The sequence below is a fragment of the Tepidibacter sp. genome, from assembly GCF_025210165.1.
Lineage (GTDB): Bacteria > Bacillota > Clostridia > Peptostreptococcales > Peptostreptococcaceae > Tepidibacter_A.
Map to the genome: position 1 here is coordinate 16,354 of NZ_JAOASI010000080.1, position 22,073 is coordinate 38,426.

The 22,073-nt window shown below is 28.6% G+C and carries 26 protein-coding genes and 1 other annotated feature (1 of these 27 running past the window's edge); of the genes, 1 reads left to right on the forward strand and 25 read right to left on the reverse strand.

Translation table 11 applies throughout. From position 1 onward, the window contains the following. Positions 1–158: 158 nt before the first annotated feature. The 23 genes from ylqF to N4A48_RS13920 all read right to left on the reverse strand — a co-directional run bounded on the left by ylqF (position 159) and on the right by N4A48_RS13920 (position 18,985). Complete coding sequence (gene ylqF, locus N4A48_RS13810) at positions 159–1,028, reverse strand: ribosome biogenesis GTPase YlqF (protein WP_293666896.1); 870 nt, start codon at positions 1,026–1,028, stop codon at positions 159–161. Positions 1,029–1,103: 75 nt separating this feature from the next. After that, positions 1,104–1,445, reverse strand: a complete 342-nt coding sequence (gene rplS, locus N4A48_RS13815) for a 50S ribosomal protein L19 (protein ID WP_293666898.1) — start codon at positions 1,443–1,445, stop codon at positions 1,104–1,106. A gap of 79 nt (positions 1,446–1,524) precedes the next feature. Further along, positions 1,525–2,280: a tRNA (guanosine(37)-N1)-methyltransferase TrmD gene (gene trmD, locus N4A48_RS13820; protein ID WP_293666899.1), complete on the reverse strand. Its 756-nt coding sequence runs from the start codon at positions 2,278–2,280 to the stop codon at positions 1,525–1,527. Next, a complete protein-coding gene (gene rimM / locus N4A48_RS13825) occupies positions 2,277–2,783 on the reverse strand; it encodes a ribosome maturation factor RimM (protein ID WP_293666900.1) in 507 nt (168 codons plus the stop codon). Before rimM ends, trmD begins: the two co-directional genes overlap by 4 nt. 56 nt (positions 2,784–2,839) lie before the next feature. Next, complete coding sequence (locus tag N4A48_RS13830; protein WP_293666901.1) at positions 2,840–3,070, reverse strand: KH domain-containing protein; 231 nt, start codon at positions 3,068–3,070, stop codon at positions 2,840–2,842. A gap of 27 nt (positions 3,071–3,097) precedes the next feature. Further along, positions 3,098–3,343, reverse strand: a complete 246-nt coding sequence (rpsP, locus tag N4A48_RS13835; RefSeq protein ID WP_293666903.1) for a 30S ribosomal protein S16 — start codon at positions 3,341–3,343, stop codon at positions 3,098–3,100. 21 nt (positions 3,344–3,364) lie between these two features. Beyond that, positions 3,365–4,720 (reverse strand): signal recognition particle protein, encoded by a 1,356-nt coding sequence (ffh, locus tag N4A48_RS13840; RefSeq protein ID WP_293666905.1) that lies wholly within the window; start codon positions 4,718–4,720, stop codon positions 3,365–3,367. Further along, positions 4,717–5,085 carry a YlxM family DNA-binding protein gene (gene ylxM / locus N4A48_RS13845; RefSeq protein ID WP_293666907.1) on the reverse strand — a complete coding sequence of 123 codons (369 nt, stop codon included), beginning with the start codon at positions 5,083–5,085 and terminating at the stop codon, positions 4,717–4,719. The genes ffh and ylxM overlap by 4 nt, the downstream gene beginning before the upstream one ends. Positions 5,086–5,176: 91 nt before the next feature. Further along, on the reverse strand, positions 5,177–6,373 hold the full coding sequence (gene ftsY, locus N4A48_RS13850; RefSeq protein WP_293666909.1) for a signal recognition particle-docking protein FtsY: 1,197 nt from the start codon (positions 6,371–6,373) through the stop codon (positions 5,177–5,179). A gap of 10 nt (positions 6,374–6,383) precedes the next feature. Then, positions 6,384–9,944 carry a chromosome segregation protein SMC gene (smc, locus tag N4A48_RS13855; protein WP_293666911.1) on the reverse strand — a complete coding sequence of 1,187 codons (3,561 nt, stop codon included), beginning with the start codon at positions 9,942–9,944 and terminating at the stop codon, positions 6,384–6,386. A gap of 14 nt (positions 9,945–9,958) precedes the next feature. After that, positions 9,959–11,026: an elongator complex protein 3 gene (locus N4A48_RS13860; RefSeq protein ID WP_293666913.1), complete on the reverse strand. Its 1,068-nt coding sequence runs from the start codon at positions 11,024–11,026 to the stop codon at positions 9,959–9,961. Continuing rightward, positions 11,026–11,730: a ribonuclease III gene (gene rnc / locus N4A48_RS13865; RefSeq protein WP_293666915.1), complete on the reverse strand. Its 705-nt coding sequence runs from the start codon at positions 11,728–11,730 to the stop codon at positions 11,026–11,028. Before rnc ends, N4A48_RS13860 begins: the two co-directional genes overlap by 1 nt. Before the next feature lie 128 nt (positions 11,731–11,858). Next, entirely contained in the window at positions 11,859–12,293 is a 435-nt protein-coding gene (locus tag N4A48_RS13870) for a CD1247 N-terminal domain-containing protein (protein WP_293666917.1), read from the reverse strand. A gap of 67 nt (positions 12,294–12,360) precedes the next feature. Next, a complete protein-coding gene (gene efp / locus N4A48_RS13875; protein WP_293666919.1) occupies positions 12,361–12,918 on the reverse strand; it encodes an elongation factor P in 558 nt (185 codons plus the stop codon). Positions 12,919–12,943: 25 nt separating this feature from the next. Then, positions 12,944–14,008: a M24 family metallopeptidase gene (locus tag N4A48_RS13880; RefSeq protein ID WP_293666921.1), complete on the reverse strand. Its 1,065-nt coding sequence runs from the start codon at positions 14,006–14,008 to the stop codon at positions 12,944–12,946. Beyond that, positions 14,008–14,451 carry a type II 3-dehydroquinate dehydratase gene (gene aroQ, locus N4A48_RS13885; protein ID WP_293666923.1) on the reverse strand — a complete coding sequence of 148 codons (444 nt, stop codon included), beginning with the start codon at positions 14,449–14,451 and terminating at the stop codon, positions 14,008–14,010. Before aroQ ends, N4A48_RS13880 begins: the two co-directional genes overlap by 1 nt. Positions 14,452–14,544: 93 nt before the next feature. Beyond that, positions 14,545–14,820: a late competence development ComFB family protein gene (locus N4A48_RS13890; protein ID WP_293666924.1), complete on the reverse strand. Its 276-nt coding sequence runs from the start codon at positions 14,818–14,820 to the stop codon at positions 14,545–14,547. A 12-nt stretch (positions 14,821–14,832) separates the two neighbouring features. After that, on the reverse strand, positions 14,833–15,339 hold the full coding sequence (locus N4A48_RS13895; protein ID WP_293666925.1) for a PilW family protein: 507 nt from the start codon (positions 15,337–15,339) through the stop codon (positions 14,833–14,835). Further along, positions 15,332–15,754: a pilus assembly FimT family protein gene (locus tag N4A48_RS13900; RefSeq protein ID WP_293666927.1), complete on the reverse strand. Its 423-nt coding sequence runs from the start codon at positions 15,752–15,754 to the stop codon at positions 15,332–15,334. The genes N4A48_RS13895 and N4A48_RS13900 overlap by 8 nt, the downstream gene beginning before the upstream one ends. A gap of 24 nt (positions 15,755–15,778) precedes the next feature. Next, the gene (locus N4A48_RS13905) at positions 15,779–16,456 is read right to left on the reverse strand and encodes a hypothetical protein (RefSeq protein ID WP_293666929.1); all 678 of its coding nucleotides are present in this window, start codon (positions 16,454–16,456) and stop codon (positions 15,779–15,781) included. Beyond that, the gene (locus N4A48_RS13910; protein WP_293666931.1) at positions 16,457–16,810 is read right to left on the reverse strand and encodes a hypothetical protein; all 354 of its coding nucleotides are present in this window, start codon (positions 16,808–16,810) and stop codon (positions 16,457–16,459) included. Positions 16,811–17,068: 258 nt separating this feature from the next. Continuing rightward, complete coding sequence (locus N4A48_RS13915; RefSeq protein ID WP_293666932.1) at positions 17,069–17,494, reverse strand: DUF6892 domain-containing protein; 426 nt, start codon at positions 17,492–17,494, stop codon at positions 17,069–17,071. A 465-nt stretch (positions 17,495–17,959) separates the two neighbouring features. Then, positions 17,960–18,985 (reverse strand): potassium channel family protein, encoded by a 1,026-nt coding sequence (locus N4A48_RS13920; RefSeq protein WP_293666933.1) that lies wholly within the window; start codon positions 18,983–18,985, stop codon positions 17,960–17,962. 438 nt (positions 18,986–19,423) lie between these two features. On the opposite strand from N4A48_RS13920, the gene N4A48_RS13925 reads away from it, so the two are divergent. Further along, positions 19,424–19,978 (forward strand): flavodoxin family protein, encoded by a 555-nt coding sequence (locus tag N4A48_RS13925; protein WP_293666934.1) that lies wholly within the window; start codon positions 19,424–19,426, stop codon positions 19,976–19,978. A 385-nt stretch (positions 19,979–20,363) separates the two neighbouring features. Here the strand turns inward: N4A48_RS13925 and aroE are convergent, their stop codons facing one another. Both aroE and N4A48_RS13935 read right to left on the reverse strand, forming a co-directional pair. Continuing rightward, positions 20,364–21,209 carry a shikimate dehydrogenase gene (aroE, locus tag N4A48_RS13930; RefSeq protein WP_293666936.1) on the reverse strand — a complete coding sequence of 282 codons (846 nt, stop codon included), beginning with the start codon at positions 21,207–21,209 and terminating at the stop codon, positions 20,364–20,366. Positions 21,210–21,238: 29 nt separating this feature from the next. After that, positions 21,239–21,760: a tryptophan transporter gene (locus tag N4A48_RS13935; protein ID WP_293666938.1), complete on the reverse strand. Its 522-nt coding sequence runs from the start codon at positions 21,758–21,760 to the stop codon at positions 21,239–21,241. Positions 21,761–21,985: 225 nt separating this feature from the next. Beyond that, positions 21,986–22,073, reverse strand: a binding site (T-box leader) (it continues 172 nt past the right edge of the window).

The following is a 22,073-nucleotide window of genomic DNA, read 5'->3' on the forward strand; positions in this document are numbered from 1 at the left end:
CAACGGGAGTTCAGAACTTTTAGGATATTCAATAAGATGTAATGCTTAGTTGTATTTAAAATATTTAACACATGAGCGGTATTTTAATGACATCCATTTTAGCTTAAGCTCATTATTTTAATCATTGTATAAAAATAGAGAAAGAATTAATTCTTTCTCTATTTTTCAAAGTCCTCAGGCACTTCCAAAGTCATTTTCCCTGTTTTACCTTCTCTAAATTCATTTAAAACTATTTTTGCAACTCTTGTATAGTCTATTTCCTTACGTGCCATTAAGCATCCTCTTTTAACACCTATAGTTTCCATAGTTTCAAGAGGTGTTTGACCTAATTCTTCTAGCTTATATCTTTCTTTTAAGTTTTCAGGATATATAAGTTCAAGCTTTTCTATAAATCTTAAAGCTAGTGTCTCTATATCTAATATTTCATCCTTTATAGCTCTGGTGAATGCTAGGTTCATAGCAACATTCTCATCTTCAAATCTTGGCCAAAGTATTCCAGGTGTATCTAAAAGCTCCAAGTTACCCTTTAGTTTAACCCATTGATTTCCTTTTGTAACTCCAGGTCTATCTCCAGTTTGAGCACTCTTTCTACCAGCAAGCTTATTTATAAGGGTTGATTTTCCTACATTCGGAACTCCAACTATCATAAGTCTTATAGGTCTTTCTTTTCTTCCTTTTTTTATCAAGGATTCCATTTTTTCTTTTGTTACTTCTCTACACTCCTGAATTATTTTATCTACACCTTTTCCAGATATTGTATTAACAGGTATAGCCTTAACTCCTTGTGATTCATAGTAATCTTGCCATAATTTTATCTTGCTCGGGTCTGCCATATCGAACTTATTTAAAACTACAACCTTTGGCTTGTCCTTTATTATATTATCTACATCTGGATTTTTACTACTAAATGGAATCCTACTATCTAATAACTCTACTACTACATCTATGAGCTTTAAATTTTTTTGTAATGATTCTTTAGTTTTTTTCATATGTCCTGGATACCAGTTTATATTCATTCTATTATCCATATTATCACATCCATTTTATTATTATAATGCATATTCCCTATATATTAAAAGGGACTGTAAAACAGTCCCATTAAATTACTTAGCTTCTTTAATTTTAGCTTTCTTTCCAACTCTTTCACGGATGTAGTAGATTTTAGATCTTCTAACTTTACCTCTTCTAGTTACTTCAATTTTTTCTATTTTTGGAGAGTGAACAGGTAATACCTTTTCAACACCTACACCAAAAGATATTTTTCTTACAGTGAAAGTTTCTCTAGCTCCTCCACCTTGTCTTTTGATAACTAATCCTTCGAAAACCTGAACTCTTTCTCTTTTACCTTCTTTGATCTTGATGTGTACTCTTACAGTATCACCAGTTCCAAATGCAGGTATTTCTTTCTTAAGTTGTTCTTGCTCAATAGCTCTTATTATATCCATGTTTCTTCCTCCTAATCATAGACGTTCTTAATACATTCATAACAGAGGAACGCCCGTTATTTTCAACCATTAAATTCTATCACTTTTTTTTATTATTTGCAAGAGTTTTTGATTTTTTTTGTATATATTTCTTGTCTTTATGGGTTAATACAGCTTTTTTCATCAAATCAGGTCTTTTTTGTATAGTTATATCTATAGATTGTTCTCTTCTCCACTGATCTATATTTTTATGATTTCCAGATAACAATACATCAGGAACTCTTTGCTTCATAAATTCTCTAGGTCTTGTATAATGAGGATATTCAAGTAAATTATCTTTAAATGACTCTTCCTCAAATGATTCATCCTGACCTAAAACACCAGATATTAGTCTAGATATAGAATCTATTAGTATAAGTGCCGGAAGCTCCCCTCCTGTTAAAACATAATCTCCTATTGATATCTCATGAGTTACTATACTATCTATTATTCTTTGATCTACTCCCTCATAATGACCACATAAAAGTATTATGTCATTATCAAGTGAGAATTTCTCAGCCATTTCCTGTTTATATACCTTTCCTTTTGGTGTTAAGTATATAACCTTTGGATCTTTTATATTAAATTTTTCTATTATATGCATATATGTATCGTATATCGGCTGTGGAGTCATAACCATACCTGCTCCTCCACCAAATGGATAGTCATCTACTTTTTTATGCTTATTATTTGAAAAATCTCTTATATTATAAAGCTTTATGTCTATTAAACCCTTTTCATTAGCTCTTTTCATTATACTCTCATTTATATATGACTCAAATATTTGAGGAAATAATGTCATTACATGAATTCTCATTCTATCATTCCTTCTATTGGGTCTATTATCATCTTTTTATCTTCAATACTAAGCTTTGGAACAAATTTTTTAATAGCTGGAATTAATATTTCTTTATTTTCATCATTCTTTATTAAGTAAACATCATTAGCTCCAGTTTGTAATACTTCATCTAAAACTCCGATATATTCTCCATCTACTGTATATGCTTTTATTCCTATTAAATCCGATACAAAGTATTCATCATCTTCAAGTTTTCTAGCATTTTCTCTTGGTATTTTAAGATATTTTTTTATAAGCTTTTGAGCATCATCTATACTATCTATTCCCTTTATTTTTAATATAGCTAAATCTCCTTTGTATCTTACTTTCTCGATCTCATATTTTGTCTCTTTATCATTTTCTATATATACCCAATCTATTTCTTCAAATCTCTCTTTGTAATCCGTTAGTGGGTATACTCTCATTTCACCCTTTAAGCCTTGAACCTTTACTATTTGACCAACTTTAAAGTATTGTACCATTATTTTCACCTACCTTTAATTATGCACAAAAAGGATTAGGGTTAACCCTAATCCTTTTATTGAACAATCTCAACACTAACTTGTTTATTCTGCCTAATAGCAGCAGATTTAACTAAGGTTCTAATAGCCTTTGCTATTCTACCTTGTTTCCCTATAACCTTACCCATGTCTTCTTGGGCAACTTTAAGTTCTATGATTATAGAGTGTGTTCCTTCGGTCTCTTTAACAACAACTTCATCAGGGTTATCAACTAGAGATTTAGCTATCTTTTCGACCAATTCTCTCATGATACCACCTCCTACTTAGAAGGATATCTATTCCATAATTCCGTTTTTCTTAAATAAAGACTTAACAGTATCAGTTGGTTGAGCACCATCTTTTAACCATTTAGAAGCTCTTTCATCATCTATCTTGATTTGCTTTGGTTGAGAAACTGGATTGTAGTATCCGATTTCTTCGATGAACTTACCATCTCTTGGCGAACGAGAATCAGCAACAACTATTCTATAAAAAGGTTTTTTGTTAGCACCCATTCTTTTTAATCTTATCTTAACTGCCATGTGTTTCACCTCCCTTAAAATTTATAATTTATTTCCAAAGAAAGGAAATTTCATTTTTCCTCCCTTTTTCATACTTTTCTCTAAGTCTCCAAATTGCTTCATCATTTTTTTAGTTTGTTCAAACTGCTTTACAAGCCTGTTAACTTCTTGTACTTTAGTTCCACTACCATTTGCAATCCTTCTTCTTCTACTTGCATTAAGAATTGATGGGTCTCTTCTTTCTTTTTTTGTCATAGACCTTATGATAGCTTCTATTCTTTTAATTTCTTTATCATCAAAGCTTATATTCTTTAGCTCTTTTGATCCACTCATACCAGGAATCATTTCCATAATCTTATTCAAAGGACCTAAGTTCTTTACTTGTTCCATTTGAGTTAAGAAATCTTCAAAATCAAATTCCTGATTTTTAATCTTAGCTTCTAATTCCTTAGCTTTCTTAACGTCTATAGCTTGTTCAGCTTTTTCTATTAAAGACAATACATCTCCCATTCCAAGAATTCTCGATGCCATTCTATCTGGGTGAAATGCCTCTAAATCATCAAGCTTTTCTCCCATACCTATAAATTTTATAGGCTTTCTTGTAACAGATCTTACTGAAAGTGCAGCTCCACCTCTAGTATCTCCATCTAGCTTAGTAAGAACTACTCCATCTATTCCTAATGCTTCATTGAAATTCTCAGCAACATTTACAGCATCTTGACCTGTCATAGAATCTATAACTAATAGTATTTCATGAGGCTTAACCTCAGCTTTTACATTTTTCAATTCATCCATTAAAAGTTCATCTATATGAAGTCTACCAGCTGTATCTATAATAACAACGTCATTATTATGACTTAGTGCATGGTTAATTCCTTCTTTTGCTATATTAACAGGATTTTCTTTGTCTCCCATTGAAAAAACCGGTATTTCAAGTTGACTTCCTACAACTTGTAGCTGTTTAATAGCCGCTGGTCTATATACATCACAGGCTACTAATAAAGGCTTTTTACCTTGTTTTTTTAGTAATCCTCCTAATTTTCCTCCAGTAGTAGTTTTACCTGCTCCTTGAAGTCCAACTAACATTATTACAGTAGGAGGCTTTGATGCAAAGCTTATTTTACTTTGAACATTTCCCATTAAATCTGTAAGTTCTTCATTAACTATCTTTATTACATGCTGTCCCGGAGTTAGACTCTCCATTACTTCTTGACCTACTGCTCTTTCTTTAACTTTATTTACAAATTCTTTTACAACCTTAAAGTTAACATCGGCCTCAAGAAGTGCAAGCTTTACTTCTCTCATAGCATCTTTAACATCTTTTTCATTTAACTTACCCTTGCCTTTTAACTTTCCAAGAGTACCTTGAAGTTTTTCTGCTAATCCTTCAAAAATCATCTCAACAACTCCCTACAAATTTCTTCTAGATTTTCAATCTTAGGGACTAAACTATTAAAATTATTATCAACTTTAATTTCTTCTTTTATATCAACAACTTTTTTAAACAAGCTCTCTATTAGCTTATTTCTTTTATTTGATTTTTCTACTAGATTTAGTTTTTTTTCGTAATCTTGTAAAATCTTCTCAGCTCTTTTTAAAGTGTCATAGACCCCTTGTCTTGAAATTTTAAGATTTTCGCTAATCTCACCTAATGAATAATCCTCATTATAGTATAGATTAACTGCTTCTCTTTGTTTTTCAGTTAAAAGTTCTTTATAAAAATCGAATAAAATACCAATCTCTATGACTTTGTTTAATTCCATATTAACACTTCCCAAAGAATTATAAGTGTAAAGCTTGTCGCCTTTACAGATGTATTTTATATCAGATAATCCATCTTGTCAATAATTTTTATTAATTTTCGTCACCAAATAATGCTTTTACAAAATCTTTAGCATCAAAATCTTGAAGATCCTCCATTTTTTCTCCAACACCTATAAGTTTAACAGGTACATCAAGCTCTGATTTTACAGCCAGTACAACTCCACCTTTTGCCGTTCCGTCAAGTTTTGTAAGTACTATACCAGTTATATTAGCTGCTTCTTTAAATGTTTTTGCCTGAGATACTGCATTTTGACCAGTTGTAGAATCAACTACAAGTAACACTTCTTTTGTAGCTTGTGGATATTCTCTATCTACAATTTTAAATACCTTACCTAGTTCATTCATAAGATTCTTTTTATTATGAAGTCTACCAGCTGTATCACATATTAATACATCTGCCTTTCTAGATTTTGCTGCAGCTATTGCATCAAATATTACAGCTCCAGGATCTGACCCTTCTGAATGATTTATCATATCCACTCCAACTCTATTAGCCCAAACTTGTAATTGGTCAATAGCTGCTGCTCTAAATGTATCTCCCGCAGCTAGTAATACACTTTTTCCTTCCTTTTTAAACCTATTAGCCATTTTTCCTATTGTAGTAGTTTTTCCTACTCCATTAACACCGACAACTAATATAATAGCTGGAGATGGTTCTATGTTTAGATTTGATTGTTCATCACTTAATATATCAGAAAGTATTTCCTTAAGTTCGTCTCTAACATCTATTGCCTCTGTTATTTTTTTACTCTTCACTCTATCTCTAAGCTGCTCTACAATATCCATTGTAGTATTAACACCAACATCTGATGTTATAAGTATTTCTTCTAAATCTTCAAATAGCTCTTCATCTACTTTTACATATGCTTTTAAAAGTTGATCTACTCTATCTGTTATACCCTTCTTTGTTTTAGATAATCCATCTTTAAGTCTTGAAAATAGACCTACCTTTTCTTCTTCTTGCTTTTCTTTAATTTCTTCTAATTTTTCCTCTATTACTTCTTCTAAATCTTGCTCAACATATTCATCAATACTTATTTCATCTACGTTAAGTCCCTCTTGCTCTACTTCATCTTTAATCTCTTCTTTAATTTCATTTTCAGGTTCTTCATTCTTTTGAACTTCGTCATCTTTATCTTCTTCTATTTTTTCTTCAACTTCCTGAATTTCTTGTTCTACTTCTTGGTCTTCTTTTTTCTTAAACTTATCAAATATTTTTTTTAACATAATTTACCTCCTAGCTAGCATTTTCATTAGTTAATTCTTGTGCTTGTTCCAGTTTTAGACTGAGTACTTTAGATATTGCTTTTTGCTCCATAGTTACACCATATATATAATCTGACACCTGCATAGTTCCTCTTCTATGCGTTATAGCTATAAATTGAGTATCTTTAGATAATTCTCTTAAGAATTCTCCATATCTATAAATATTAGCATCATCAAGAGGTGCCTCAATCTCATCTAATACGCAAAACGGTGTAGGTCTTGTGCTTATTATACTGAATAATATAGCTATTGCTGTTAATGCTTTTTCTCCTCCAGATAAAAGATTTATATTTTTAAGCTTTTTACCAGGAGGTTGTGCTATTATTTCTATATCACTTTGTAAAATATTAGAAGGATCTACTATCTTAAGTTCTCCATATCCTCCACCAAATAGTTTTTTATAAATAACCATATAATACTCATTTATTCTCTTAAAGTTAATGCTAAATTCATTTCTCATATTAGACTCAAGATCTATTATTAATTTTTCTATTGATTCTATAGACTTTTCAAGATCCTTCTTTTGCTCTTCATAAAAATCATATCTTTCTTTTACCTCTTTATATTCTTGTATAGAATCAAGATTTACATTCCCAATTCTTTTTATTTGATTTTTTAGATTTTCTATTTTTTTCTTATCTATTTCTATTTCATCATTTTTTAGTGATGTAGCATCTTTAAATGTAAGCTCATAATCTTCCCATAATTTATTGAAATAATTTTCTTGACTAACTTCAAGCTTATCTATCTTTGATTCTACCTTATACATACTTTCTTTTAATTGAGTATAATTTTCTTCTTTTGTTTTAAAATCTTCTTTTTTATCTTTTATCTCTTTTAGTATATTTAACTTATCATTTTTATAATCTTCATATTTCTTATTAAGATTTATAATTTGTTCTTTTAATTCTTCTTTTTCAACCTTTATTAAGATTTTCTTTTCACTTACATTTTGCCTTTCTAAATCTGAGCTTTTCATCTCTTTTTCTTTTGTATCTATATTATTTTCTAAATCCTTTATATAATCTTTTAACATTTGAATTTGATTTTTATTATTTTCATACACTTGAGTATATTTAGCTATTTCAAGCTTTACTTCATTTAAAACTTTTATATCAGACTCATACTTGTTTTTATATTCTTGCTTTTTAATATCTATATCCTTTATAGTTTGCTCTATTTCAGATGTTTTAGCATCAATCTTTTTTATTTCTTCGTTTAATTTATTTATTAATTCATTAGTATATGAAAGATTGTCGTTAAAGCCTAATTCTTCTTTTTCTAATTTAGATTTTGTCTGCTGCACTATATTTATATCTTCTTTAATGTTATTAATATCTGAATGAATTTTAAAAATTATTTTTTCCTTTTCTTGTATAGATTCTTCTAAACTTGATATTTTACCCTTTTTTACTTCTAATTCCTGTTCTGTACTCAACTTGTCTTCTAATAGATTTTGTATTTCTAATTTTTCTTTTTCTATATTTTCTTTAAATTCTTCTATCATTCTTTTTCTTGATAATAAGTTGTTAACTGATTTCACACTACCACCAGTTAATGAACCTCCTGAATTAAATACATCTCCTTTTAAGGTTACTATTTTATACTTATAATTAGTCATTTTACCAAGCTTTATAGCACAGTCTATATCATCTACAAATATAGTTCTTCCAAGTATATTTTCTATTATATTTTTAAACTCATATTCAAATTTAACTATATCACTTGCTACTCCTATTAAACCATCTATATTAGGTATTTCATTTACGTTTACTTTTCTAGGTTTTATTATATTAATAGGTAAAAAAGTTACTCTTCCAAGATTCCCCTGCTTTAAGTAAGAAATAGCTTGTTTTGCACTATATTCGTCTTTTGTAATAACATTTTGAAGAGAAGATCCCATTGCTACTTCAACAGCAAGCTCATATTCTTTATCTACTTTTATAACCTCTGCAACAGCACCTTTAATTCCAGGAAGTTTTTTATTTTTAAGTACCTCTTTTACTCCTCTATAAAAACCTTCATACCTATTTTCCATCTCAACATATACATTTAACTTAGACTTATATTCATTTATTTTAAATTTTTTATTGTTGATATTAGATTCAATATTCTTAAGATTTGAAATAGATGAGTTTAAATTATTTATTTCTTCATTTTTATTTAATTTCAACTCTTTAATAATATCGTTATTCTCTTTTTCAATTTCTACATTAGTTTGTAGTTCAGATTTCTTATTTTCAATCTGTAAAATTATCTCATTTATATCTTCTCTAACTTCTACTTTTCTATTTTGTATATTTTCAACACTGGTATTCAAACTTGAAAGCCTTATATTTTTATTATTTTTTTCATCTAATAAATTTATTGCATCATTTTTTAAATCTTCAATTCTTTGCTCTATACAGTTCAGTTCAAGCATACCTTTATCTGTACTTCCTTGAATCTCTTTTTTATTTTTATTTAGATTTTCAAGTTTTAAATAAAGCTTATCATTATCATCAGTTAAAACTTTTAATTCTTCTTCTTTTTTAAGCTTTTTTGATTTTAATTCAGATAATTCTTTTTCATTTCTTTGTTTATTAATCTGTATATTCTTTATTTTTTCATCTATTAAATTTAATTCTGCTATTTTTTTATCTATACCTACTTGAATTTGATGTATGCTTTCATTAGAGTCTGTTATTTTAATTTCTAATTCAGATAATTTTTTTTCTATATCTATAATCTGTTCTTCTTGACTTTTCTTTGTTTTTTCTAAGTCTTCAAGCTGCTGGCAAAGTATCTTGCTGTGATTGTTTATCTCTTTTAGTTCAACATCAAGGGATTCTATTTCTCTTATATAAGAGTTTACTTGAAGTAATTTAAGTTCTTCATTAAGCTTTATATATTTTAGAGACTTTTCCTTTTGTATCTCTAGAGGTTTTAATTGATTCTCTATCTCATAAAAAATATCGTTTATTCTCTCTAGGTTTTCTTTTGTATTATTAAGGTTTTTTTCTCCTTCTTGCTTTTTATATCTATATTTAGATATACCACAAGCCTCATCAAACACTTTTCTCCTATTGTTTACATTATTCCCTAGTATTTCATCAATCTTTCCTTGTTCTATTATCGAATACCCTTCTCTTCCTATTCCCGTATCAAGAAGTAATTCTTTAACATCTTTTAATCTACAAGCTTTATTATTTATATAAAACTGACTTTCTCCAGATCTGTAAGCCCTTCTTTTTATACTAACTTCACTATAATCAATATTTATTATACCTTCGCTATTATCTATAACAAGAGATACCTCACAGTAGTTCATAGGCTTTTTATTGTCAGCCCCTATGAATATCACATCTTCAAGTTTATCTCCTCTTAAGCTCTTTATGCTTTGCTCTCCAAGGACCCATCTTATAGCATCTAATACATTACTCTTCCCACTTCCATTAGGTCCTACTATAGATGTTATTCCTTTTTCAAATATTATCTCCGTTTTATTAGGAAAGGATTTAAAGCCCTTTAATTCTAACCTCTTTAAATACAAAAAAATCCCCCCAATTAAATTTTGTATATGTCATATAAATTCTTATATATTTCACCCAAACTTGTCTTTCTTAAAACTTCATTGTATTTAAACAAGAACTCATCTATAGGCAAATCTTCTTCTTTAACAGACATATTTACATTGTATCTTTCATATAAGTATATAATATTATTTTTTTTATTTCCAACTATTTTTGATATATTTTTTTTATTTACATAAACAGTAATAGAGTCTTCTATATTGCTAGATTTTATTATGTTTTCTATATAATCCCTGTATATTCTAGCTTCAATAAGTTCTCTAAGAGATGGATGATGTGGTCCGCATACAACATCTCTTCCGAGCGATATATCCTCTGTAGTCTGAAGTCCAACCCTTATTACCTTTATGTTTTCTAATTGAAACTTTATTAAAAGTTTTTTTGATATTTCTATAGTAGTATCTAAGTCAAATGGTGTGTACTTACTTTCATTGTATAAACTTTCAAGACCAGTATCCTTTACAACAAGTGTTGGATATATCCTTACAAAGCTTGGTCTTAAATTTATGAATTTATCAGCAGTCTGAATGCATTTTTGCTCAGTATCACTAGGAAGCCCTAGCATCATTTGAAGTCCAAGCTCAAAGTCATACTCTTTTATAAGCTTTACAGCATTTAATACATCTTCTTGAGAATGACCTCTTATACTTTGTTCTAGAACATCATCATCCATAGATTGAACTCCAAGCTCTATAATGCTGACTTTATGTTTTTTTAAATTATCAAGTATAACTTCATCTATGCAATCCGGTCTTGTTGAAAGCCTTATATCCTTTATTCTACCTTTATCTACATATTGTTTGGCTACTGATAATAGTTTCTTTTGAATATTTATATCTATTGCCGTAAAACTTCCTCCAAAAAATGCAACCTCTATATGTAAATCATCCGTCATAGTCTTTAAGTATTGTTCTATTATGTTCTCTACATCACTTGCACTAACATCAGTTGATACCCCAGTTATCTTCTTTTGATTGCAAAATATACAATCGTGGGGACATCCTTTATGAGGTACAAATACTGGTATTATCCTTCTTTTCATTAACAACCAACTCTCTTTAATGCTTGTTTTGCAGCCATTTGTTCGGCTTCCTTCTTACTCTTTCCTCCACCTTTTCCTAAAACTTCTTTTCCAAGTCTTACTTGAATAATGAATTTTTTATTATGATCTGGTCCAATTTCTTCCATAACATCATAGGTTATTCTCTCATTAGTTTGGCTTTGAAGTACCTCTTGAAGATGAGTTTTGTAATCTCTAAATATTTTTCCTTTTATAGAATCTTGTATTATATCCTGCATATGATTTATTACAAAATCACGAGCCTTTTCAAGTCCACCATCTAAGTAAATTGCTCCTATTATTGCCTCAGTGGCATCTGCAAGTATAGATATACGCTCTCTACCTCCTGTTACCTCTTCGCCCTTACCTAATAATAAATATTTTCCAAGATTAATTTTTTTTGCAAGCTCACTTAAAGATTCCTCACAAACTATATTTGCTCTAATCTTTGTAAGCTCTCCCTCAGGTAAATTTTTGTTGTTTTCAAACAAATAATGACTAACCACTATTCCAAGAGCTGAATCTCCTAAAAATTCTATTCTCTCATTATATTGTATATCTCCATTTTTATGTTCATTTGCATATGAACTATGAGTCAAAGCCTCTAATAAATAGCTTTTATTTTTAAATATATATTTAATTTTTTCCTCTAATTCTTTTTCATACTTTTTTATTTGTCTATTCATTATAATACCTCCTAGTTTTGAAGGAACCCTTATCAAATTATAGTTTACTATTTATAAAGCAATCTTGTAAAGAAATTTAAATAAAAAACGACTGCTAAAAGCAGTCATTTTTTATGCAAACTTCTGTATTATTCACCACAGTTACAATCGTGGTTTTCTTCTGAATGACAATGACCATCACAACAATCATCTTCAGCAAATAATATTACTTCTTTGCAGTTAGGGCAAAGAATATCTACATCTTCATCGTATAATAATTCTTCGTCTATTTCTACATCTTCTTTACAAGTTGGACACTGGAATTGAACATAGCTAAATTCTTCATCTTCATCCAATTCATCTTCATAAATTTCATCCTCTAAATCTTCTAAGTCTTCATCTATAGTCTCTATGTACTCAGATATCTCATCTTGTTCTTCCTCAAGCTCGACTATAGCATCTGCAAAATCATCTAAAATATCAACGATATTTATTAGTAATTTTCCTTCTTTAGTACTTTCATCAACACCTAATCCATCTGCTAATCCTTTTAAGTAAGCTACTTTTTCATATAAATGTTGCATAATAATATACCTCCTTAGAAATTTGTATTTTGTTCTATATATGAATTATATCCAACAAGCAAGTATATTAAACTCTTGATAAATATTCTCCAGTTCTAGTATCTATTTTTATTTTATCTCCTAAGTTTATGAACATAGGAACCTGAACTATTGCTCCAGTTTCAACTGTTGCATTCTTAGTTACATTAGTAGCTGTATCTCCTTTTACTCCTGGCTCTGTTTCAGTTATTTCTAACTCAACAAAGTTTGGTGCTTCAACTTGGAAAGCTTGTCCTTCATGGAATCTTATAGTTGCTGAATCGTTCTCTTTTAAGAACTTTATAGCATCTTCTACTTGAACGTAGTTAAGTGGAACTTGGTCAAAAGTTTCGTTATCCATGAAATAGTATAATTCTCCATCGTTGTATAAATATTGCATTTGCTTAGTCTCTATATTAGCTTTAGGGAACTTATCATTTGGATTAAAAGTTTCCTCTCTTATAGATCCTGTTTTTAAGTTTCTATACTTAGTTCTAACGAAAGCTGCTCCTTTACCTGGCTTAACGTGTTGAAAATCAATTACTAAACACAACTCTCCATCCTTTATAAAAGTAACTCCTTTTCTAAAATCACCTGCTGAAACCATTGTTATCCCTCCATAATTTAAATTTCTAGTAAGATAGTTCTATTAATTTTTTAGTCGAGCTAGATAATACTTCATATCCATTGATTGTAATTACAATCAAATCTTCTATTCTAACTCCTCCAAAATCCGGAATATATATACCAGGTTCATCTGTTATTATCATACCAGGTAAAAGAGTATTTTGTGCATTTGGGTTCACATTGGGCATTTCATGTACTTCAAGTCCTACTCCATGACCTAAACCATGACCAAAATATTCTCCATAACCTGCATCTATTATGACATCCCTAGCAATCTTATCTAGTTCAAAACCAGTCATACCTGGTTTTATATTTTCTAAAGCTCTCATTTGAGCATTTAAGACTATATTGTATATTTCTTTTTGTCTTTCACTTGCCTTTCCTACAACTATTGTTCTAGTCATATCTGAGCAATATCCATTATATACGCAACCAAAATCTAATGTCAAGAAGTCGCCATCCTCTATTATTTTATCACTTGCAACTCCATGAGGAAGAGAAGATCTCTTTCCTGATGCAACTATAGAATCAAACGATAATCCAGTAGCTCCTTTTTTCTTCATAAAGTACTCAAGTTCAAGCGCTACATCCATTTCAGATACACCTGGATTTATAAAAGTTAATATATGAGAAAAAGCTTCATCTGCTATACTTGCAGCTTTTCTTATAGTATCTATCTCTTTTTGATCCTTTATAGCTCTTATTGCAAGCATATGTCCTTTTAAAGGAACAAAATTTATACTTTCAAGTTCTTTACTGAATCTAGAATAAGTTGCAAAATCCATATAGTCATCTTCAAACCCTAAATTCTTTATATTCATATTCTTTAAAAACTCTGTCACAGGCTTTTCTCTTGATATTTCTACTATTTCAAAATTTTTACATTGGTTTGTAGCTTGTTGTATATATCTAAAATCTGTGAAGAATAAATTCTTATCCTCTGTTATAAGAACATATCCTGTAGTTCCTGTAAAATCTGATAAATATCTTCTATTTTCACCTTTATAAATTAAAACAGCATCTAAGCTTGTATTTTTCATATGTTCTCTTAATTTATTCATTCTATTCATTATTTTACACCCCTTATGTAGTTTACTATACTATATAAACCTAGTATATAACTATAAAATCCAAACCCTGTTATCTGACCTATACACGCCTTTGCTGTAACGCTTTTTTGTCTAAATTCTTCTCTTTTATGAACATTTGAGATATGAACTTCAACAACTGGCTTATCTATAGATTGTATAGCATCATATATAGCATAACTATAGTGTGTATAAGCTCCTGGATTTATTACTATCCCATCATATGTATTTATACTACTTTGAATTTTATCTATTATTTCCCCTTCATGGTTACTTTGAAAAAATTCTACTCTTATGTTCATTTTTTTTGATTCTTCTATTATTAATTTATGTAAATCTTGCATAGTTTTCTTACCATATATATCGGTTTCTCTTTGTCCTATTAAATTTAAATTAGGACCGTTTAATATGAGTATATTTTCCATCAAAACACCTCTATACAAATTCTACTATATATCATATCATATTTTGGCTAAATTTAGTAGTATATTAGATACTACCTCATCTATATTTTCCATTTATTCATCTCCATTGTGAGGATTTTTAGATACCTTTTCTATAGCCTTTATTATTTCACTCATCATTTTTACATTTGACCCAGTTTTACTCTCATCTATCCTTATATATACATCACCAATTCGAGTCACTCCATATCTAGGCTTTAAGTTATTAAGAGCTATAGCCTTTATATCTAAAATACATTTATCACACTTGCATATATCTTCATATTCCTCTAATAATATATTTAGATTTATATCTACTAAATCCTCCATATAATTCTTTAATTTATACAAGATAATTTCCTCCTATTCATTCAAATAATTTCTAAAATAAATTAAAAAACTAGTGTTTATAGTCTTTCTATCCTTTTGTAGCTTTAATGAAATTTCTACACCACTCCCATTATCTATATTCTTTATATTTATATTTTCCAGATAATCTCCAAATTCATATCCATTATAATTTAAATTTTTTTTAATAAAAACCTTCTTTTTATTATACATATGATATATACTACACATTTGTCCATCTATTTTAAATCTTATTTCTTTTACATCTTCTTTTTCAAATTCATCCTTATAAAACTTTTCCCCATTTTTAGTTATAATACTTTCTATTCCTGATGATAAGTATAAATTGTTTTCTATAAAGTTTTGTATCGTTTGAGCTTGCTCTTGCATTTCAATATTCGAATGAGACAAGCTATATACCTCGGTGCTAAACATAAATATATTAAATAAAACCATGAGTAAAACACTTACAAGACCTATTGATATTATAAGTTCTATAAGCGTTATTCCTTTATTATTCATATATACCCTCTTTTATCAAAACCCTCCCACTCATTGGAACTATGGTTATGATTTTAATTTTTTTATTGATTTTATCCTTTATTTTTATAGTCTCTCCAGTATCTCTAACACCTCCACTTAGTCCAAAGGTTATTTTTTGAAGACCATAAATTATCTCTGTATATTTTGGAAGCTCTACTCTTTTTTTGATTTCTCCACATTCCTTTAATATATACGCCGTAGTGCCCTCATCTGATTTTTCATAGTATATCTTAGCATGATTATCATAGTTCATATTCTGTATGCGTACATATCGTATATCAGAGCATAATTGTCTTACAAACGAATCTATTTTATAAGGTCTTATATTTATTTTGTATATAGGTATTGATGCAATAATCATAATTAGACTTATAGTTATCAACAATTCTATCAAAGTCACATTCCTTTATTATCCATATTATCTCCTCCTATACCAATCTCTAAGATTAATTAACTCTCCTATATTGTCTTTATTATATACATCATCTTTATTTGGTATATCTATGTAATATCCTTGTACTATTTCATTAATCATTCCGTTATGTTTATAAAAAGACGATATTTCAAAGTTAATTTTATTATCTTCAATATCGAAGTCTTGATTCAAAACCCTTAACTTGACATCCTCTGAATTAAGCTTCTTTAAGTTATTGACTAAAATACTGTAATATTTTAATCTTAAAAAACAATTTTCATATTCTCCTTTAAATATAGAATTCAATTTTTCATTTATTTTTTCTTTGTTTAATACAAAGTGTATTCCAGCTTCATCCTCTATCAAATCTACATACTCACTATCTAATCCTTGCATTTCTTTACTTTTTTCTTCCTGTAAAAAATTATGATATTCACTTTTCATAAATTCTTTAAGCTTTTCATTTGCTCTGTTAATACTAAATTCAACATGATTTTCAACTTCTATATATGCCCTATCAAGAGCTCCTTCACTTTGATAAAAACCATCTTTTGATTTAGCATATATATTCTGAATCTCATAATTTGTTATACAAATACTTATTAATGTTGTGCTAATTATCATAACTAGCATAAAAATCAAAAGAGAACTTATCAATATATAACCCTTTTCATCTTTCATCTATCTATTCCTTATAACCTTTAAGGTTTTTAAGTTTGCAATTTCCTTCTCGTCTTTTGTAACCTTAACTACTACCTCAAATAAATTGTTTCCATCCTTCTTATTTATATCTGTATCAACCTCGTATTTTCCATTCATTTCTTTTAAATCATCATATTTTATAAAATTTTCGTAATCTTGTTTTCTTATTGTTTCTATATATTCTTGAGCAATATTTAAGGCGTCTAATTTTTCTTTTGATTTTACGTTGATCATTACACAGGTTGTAATTATACTTAGAAATACAACTACTGTTATTTGAATAAGAGCTAATGATATTATAATTTCCATCAAAGTCAAACCTTTATTGTTCATGTGTCACCTGCCTTTAAATGGATTATTGACTTTTAATTGGTAAGTAATACATAAAAAATAAAATCCCACATTTCAGAGCTTACCTAAGCCTTTAAATGCAGGATTTTTACAAAACAAATACAACCATAGTAATATCAACACTTTGAAAGCGTTAAACACTTACCTAAACTAATATTTAGTTATTGTTTAATAGACTTTTATGAATGTAATTTTATTTACATAATATTATTTTCCATTAAACTATATAATTCTACTGTATTAAAAAACTTCAATACCATCAATTTTCATAGGTTGTAAAATTGCTTCTTCAATCATACTAATATGGGTAATCGATATTAGATTTTTTAAATTCTTATACCCATCAACGCTCTTAATTTCAAAATAATCATTCTCCCCATCCCAATCAGGACAGATATAAAAATAGATTTCATTACCTCCGTCGAAGCAGATTTCTGTAATTTTATCTAAATCGTTTCTTTCAAGTTTTAATTCTGCAAAGTATTGAGCCATTTCTTCAATAGGGCTAATATCTTTGTATAATTCAAATTTATCGCAATGCTTTTTTTTCATCGATTCCAGTTCATCCATAAAAGAAGGCTGTTTCTCTAGCAATGCATCTATAATAGCCAACTTAAAATTATAATCCTCAAACATTTCGGTCTCATCTTTATATGTTTTTTTCACGATATAATACCTCCGATATATAGTATAAATACTCTGCTATATTTAAATTTCATTATAACATGGAATATTTTTCAAATCAAAGTATTTTGCATAATCTATTATTACACATCTAATTACACAATACATTTATTAAAAAACTTAACTTGCTACCTCTAAAAAGATTCCATGGCTAGTTCTACGAGGTAAGATTGAATTTTATAATATAGTAGATTTCCTTAAAACTTCCTATAAAAATGTTAGTGAATGCTTTTAGGTATTTTGACTAATATAACTTAGGTTTTAGCGTTTAATAATCTGTTAAGAAATTTGCGTGTCTGACCGTAAGGGAGTTCGTAAATTTTAAGATTATTAATAAGGCAAAAGCTTAGTTATATTCAAAATATCGCTGGATTCACGGTATTTGCATAGGAAGTTTTTTGATTACCCACACAAAAAACTATAGGTGCGCTTATACACCTATAGTTTTTATAATTTTTCTTTAGATATATATATAATAATATCATCCTTATCTATTATATAATCTTTATCAGGGTTTAATAAAACATCTTTGTTAGCAATACCAAGAATAACAGCATTATATCTTTCTATATACTTTGATACTAAATTTTTAAAAGTAATACCTATATCTTCATTATTAACCTTACCTTCATATATTTCATTTCCATATGAACTAGTCAGAAGCTCTTTTAAAGCTTGGCTTACGTTTTTATAAAGTGCACTTCTTACCATTACTCTACTACTCATTTCATTACTTATTATAATATCATTAACATTGGCTCTTTGAAAATGGGTTACATTTTCTTTATTTAATACCTCTGCAATAAGATGTATATTAGTATTTAATTTATCTACTGCCAAGCATATTAGAACTGATTTAGCATCAGCCATACCTTCATTATTTAATTTTTCATCAGCAACTACAATTACAGTATGTGCATTTTCAATATTGGCTTTTGCGAGAGTTTCATCTTTGGTAGGATCGCCATGTACAAAGAAAGTATTTTTATATTCAAGTACAAGTTTTTCTCTTTCATCTATAATAACAATTTTTTTATCTGGATTATCTTGTATCAATTCTTGTAATATAATCTCACTTTTATTATTCCAACCAATAATAGCAATATGATTTTTAAATTTTATATCCATAAGTCCAAGTCCTTCCTTTAATTTATTTTCAATAAAAACTGATGCAACTGCAGCAGTTATAAATCCAAATGCACTTATACCAACTAACATAAGAATTATCCCTATTATACGTCCACCTGATGTTACAGGATAATAATCTCCATAACCAACAGTAGTACAAGTTACAAAACCCCACCATAGAGAATCCCCAAAATTCAAACCTGGATTTATAGGACTTTCATAAAAATAAAACGCTACAGAACAAGTAAATAAACTAAATAATCCTACAGTTAATAGTTTATATATATTACTTTTTTCTAATGATATATATAATGTTTTAATTGCATGAATGAAAACATTTATCATTAATCCCACCTCCTATATAGTTGAATTTAATGTCAGGAATCGCATATATAAATTTTAATATATTATGGAATATTTTTCAAGACAATAACTACCCATGCATATTTAAGTATATATGTTAATAAATTTACTTGTCTGACCATAAGGGGGTTCGTAAATCTTAGGATTATTAATAAGGCAAAAGCTTAGTTATATTCAAAATATCGCCACATTCACGGTATTTGCATAGGAAGTTTTTGATAACCCACAACACAAAAAGAACCTAGTTTTCATTCATACGAAATATAGTTTCTATACTTCATAAATTTTTAGTTTTTATGTCTAATACTTTCATTTTGGTAACTTATGGCTAAAAAGGTTAGTAATTGAATTTATATCTCAAATAAAATATAATTAGCTTTGCAATATATCAACTTTTTTAATTATAAGGAGATGCTTTAAATGAAAAGAAATGTTTTAATAATTACTGGAAGTCCTAGAGATAATGGAAACAGTACAGAATTAGCAAAGTATTTTGCTAAAGGTGCTCAGAGTAGAGGTCACCACGTTACAATGTTCAATGCTGCTAAAAATAAAATTAATCCTTGTGTTAACTGCGATAACTGCTGGAAAAAAGGAAAAGCATGTTCATTTGATAACGATCACTTTAACGATCTTTCTGAATACATAGAATCAGCAGATGTAGTTGTATTTTCAACTCCTCTTTACTGGTTTACATTCAGTGCACAAATTAAATCAGTAATTGATAAATTATACTCTTATTGTGTTCCTAGCTGTAACAAGTCAATTAAAAATAAAGAAAGTATTTTACTGTGTTCTGCGGGAGACCCTAATAACGAAGTTTTCAATAGCCTACTATCTACTTTCAAAGATATTAATAGTTATCTAGGATGGACTGTTAAAGATACATTACTGGTAGGTGGAGTTTTTAATGTCGGAGATATAAATAAAAATATAGCCTTAGATAAGGCTGAATCTTTAGGCTACTCCTTATAAATAAAGAAAATCGCTTAGCAATTCTCTTTATTTCATTAGCAGGTAAATCTATTTGTGCTAGTTAAAATCAATTTACTTAATATAATCTAACATACATCCCTAAAACTTTCTATGCTAATGTTAGTGAATGCTTTTAGGTATTTTGACTAATATAACTTAGTTTTTGGCGTTTAATAATCTGTTAAGAAATTTGCGTGTCTGACCGTAGGGAGTTCGTAAATTTTAAGATTATTAATAAGGCAAAAGCTTAGTTATATTCAAAATATCGGTGTATTCACGGTATTTGCATAGGAAGTTTTTGATTACCCTCAAAATAAAGTCAAAAAAGTAGCTATCTACATTTAATCTAGATAGCTACTGAACAAAATTATTTTATGCTTAATTATTAAAATCTAAGTTCTTCAACTTCAGATAAATCCCCTCTATCAACTCTTACTCCAGTCCATATATAAAAAGCCTCAAGAGCCTGATTTATAAGCATATCTATCCCACCCAAAGTCTCTAAATTATTCTCTTTTGCCCATTTCAAAAATCTAGTTTCCTTTGGATTATAAACTATATCACAAACTAAAAGTTTTTTATCAAGCTTTATTGTTTCATCTATTGGTATTTTATCTACATTAGGCGACATTCCTAATGAGGTTGTATTTATCAATATATCTATATTCTCTAAGTCTTCTTTACTTACATTTAAATCCCCTGTTTTTACAATACACTTAAAATTTTGCTTTATAATATCAGCTATATTCTGAGCCTTATCTATACTTCTATTTCTAATTTCAATAGATTTTACATTGTTATTTGCTATTTCTACAGCTATACTTCTAGCTGCACCACCTGATCCTAGTATCATTACATTTTTATCTTTTATTTCATGCCCTTTATCAATTACTGAATTTACAAACCCAACCCCATCTGTATTGTATCCAACTAATCTTCCATTGTCATTTTTAATAGTATTAACCGCACCTATTATTCTCGCATTAATATCTATATCATCTAAATAATTCATAATATCTAACTTATGAGGTATAGTCACATTAGCACCTTTTATCTTTAGTGCTTTTATGGCAGCTACTGCCTCTTTTAAATGTTCTTTATTTACATCAAAACACATATATTTTGAGTTTATACTGTATTTTTCAAACAGAGGATTATGAATACTAGGTGAAAAGCTGTGTTCAACTGGTTGACCTATAAGACCTATTAGTTTTGTACTACCATTTATCATATTATCATCTCCTATAGGTACATTATACATTATCTACTTACAAATTTTGCACCTGATATTCTAATAGCAGTATTTACACAGTTGTATATAAGTGTAGTTACGAATATATTTGCAAAAGATGTTGGTAAAACTATAGTTAAGAATAAAACCTTAAATGGAGCAGGAAGACCTACTATAAAAAGTGCTGATATTAAGAATACACTTCCACTTACTATCGTTGCTAAAAATGCTACCCCAGCTATACTTATTTGTTTTTCTTTATACTTACCTATTAGCTTAATTATAAAATAAACTGCTATACAAGTTACCATCTTATCTATAACATTAGGTATTTGTCCACCTGGGAATGTAGTAGTCATTGCAGTTATAAATCCACCTATAACACCTGTTAAAAGAGCATTTTTAAATTCACTATTTATTAAAATAGCTACAACCATAATAGAAAGCATCAAATCAAATTTCATACCAGCTACAACACCAGGTATTATTTGGTGTAGTATAAATCCTATCGCAAGTAATAAAGCTGTTAATATATTTTTTCTTAAATTCATATAAATCTCTCCTTTTTTATAACGAATAGGAAATTATAATCATCTTCAAATTGTGGATAAGTATAATTTCCGTTATGAGTTTCAAAAAAGTCTACATCGAAAATTTTCAGAAGAAAGACTTTTTTATAATATTATTCAATCAATCAAAGTACCAGTCTCCTTCAGTTCATAACATATATATCAACCCCTTATAATTTTGTATAAAAAAAAGCCCATCATCCCTATAAAAGGGACGAAAGACTTATAGTTTCCGCGGTACCACCCAGATTAAATAACTCAAAGCTATTTCTCTTTAACAGATACGAAGATTTCT

Bases quoted from the DNA above. Each gene is read 5' to 3' on its own strand.
- N4A48_RS13920 (WP_293666933.1), bottom strand. From the start codon at position 18,985: ATGATAAATGTTTTCATTCATGCAATTAAAACATTATATATATCATTA.
- ylqF (WP_293666896.1), bottom strand. From the start codon at position 1,028: ATGGATAATAGAATGAATATAAACTGGTATCCAGGACATATGAAAAAA.
- rplS (WP_293666898.1), bottom strand. From the start codon at position 1,445: ATGGATATAATAAGAGCTATTGAGCAAGAACAACTTAAGAAAGAAATA.
- N4A48_RS13860 (WP_293666913.1), bottom strand. From the start codon at position 11,026: ATGAAAAGAAGGATAATACCAGTATTTGTACCTCATAAAGGATGTCCC.
- N4A48_RS13880 (WP_293666921.1), bottom strand. From the start codon at position 14,008: ATGAATAGAATGAATAAATTAAGAGAACATATGAAAAATACAAGCTTA.
- N4A48_RS13895 (WP_293666925.1), bottom strand. From the start codon at position 15,339: ATGAATAATAAAGGAATAACGCTTATAGAACTTATAATATCAATAGGT.
- N4A48_RS13925 (WP_293666934.1), top strand. From the start codon at position 19,424: ATGAAAAGAAATGTTTTAATAATTACTGGAAGTCCTAGAGATAATGGA.
- ftsY (WP_293666909.1), bottom strand. From the start codon at position 6,373: ATGTTAAAAAAAATATTTGATAAGTTTAAGAAAAAAGAAGACCAAGAA.
- aroQ (WP_293666923.1), bottom strand. From the start codon at position 14,451: ATGGAAAATATACTCATATTAAACGGTCCTAATTTAAATTTAATAGGA.
- rimM (WP_293666900.1), bottom strand. From the start codon at position 2,783: ATGGTACAATACTTTAAAGTTGGTCAAATAGTAAAGGTTCAAGGCTTA.
- N4A48_RS13935 (WP_293666938.1), bottom strand. From the start codon at position 21,760: ATGAATTTAAGAAAAAATATATTAACAGCTTTATTACTTGCGATAGGA.
- N4A48_RS13910 (WP_293666931.1), bottom strand. From the start codon at position 16,810: ATGAACAATAAAGGTTTGACTTTGATGGAAATTATAATATCATTAGCT.
- aroE (WP_293666936.1), bottom strand. From the start codon at position 21,209: ATGATAAATGGTAGTACAAAACTAATAGGTCTTATAGGTCAACCAGTT.
- efp (WP_293666919.1), bottom strand. From the start codon at position 12,918: ATGGTTTCAGCAGGTGATTTTAGAAAAGGAGTTACTTTTATAAAGGAT.
- rpsP (WP_293666903.1), bottom strand. From the start codon at position 3,343: ATGGCAGTTAAGATAAGATTAAAAAGAATGGGTGCTAACAAAAAACCT.
- ffh (WP_293666905.1), bottom strand. From the start codon at position 4,720: ATGATTTTTGAAGGATTAGCAGAAAAACTTCAAGGTACTCTTGGAAAG.
- rnc (WP_293666915.1), bottom strand. From the start codon at position 11,730: ATGAATAGACAAATAAAAAAGTATGAAAAAGAATTAGAGGAAAAAATT.
- trmD (WP_293666899.1), bottom strand. From the start codon at position 2,280: ATGAGAATTCATGTAATGACATTATTTCCTCAAATATTTGAGTCATAT.
- ylxM (WP_293666907.1), bottom strand. From the start codon at position 5,085: ATGGAATTAAACAAAGTCATAGAGATTGGTATTTTATTCGATTTTTAT.
- N4A48_RS13870 (WP_293666917.1), bottom strand. From the start codon at position 12,293: ATGCAACATTTATATGAAAAAGTAGCTTACTTAAAAGGATTAGCAGAT.
- N4A48_RS13830 (WP_293666901.1), bottom strand. From the start codon at position 3,070: ATGAGAGAATTGGTCGAAAAGATAGCTAAATCTCTAGTTGATAACCCT.
- N4A48_RS13905 (WP_293666929.1), bottom strand. From the start codon at position 16,456: ATGAAAGATGAAAAGGGTTATATATTGATAAGTTCTCTTTTGATTTTT.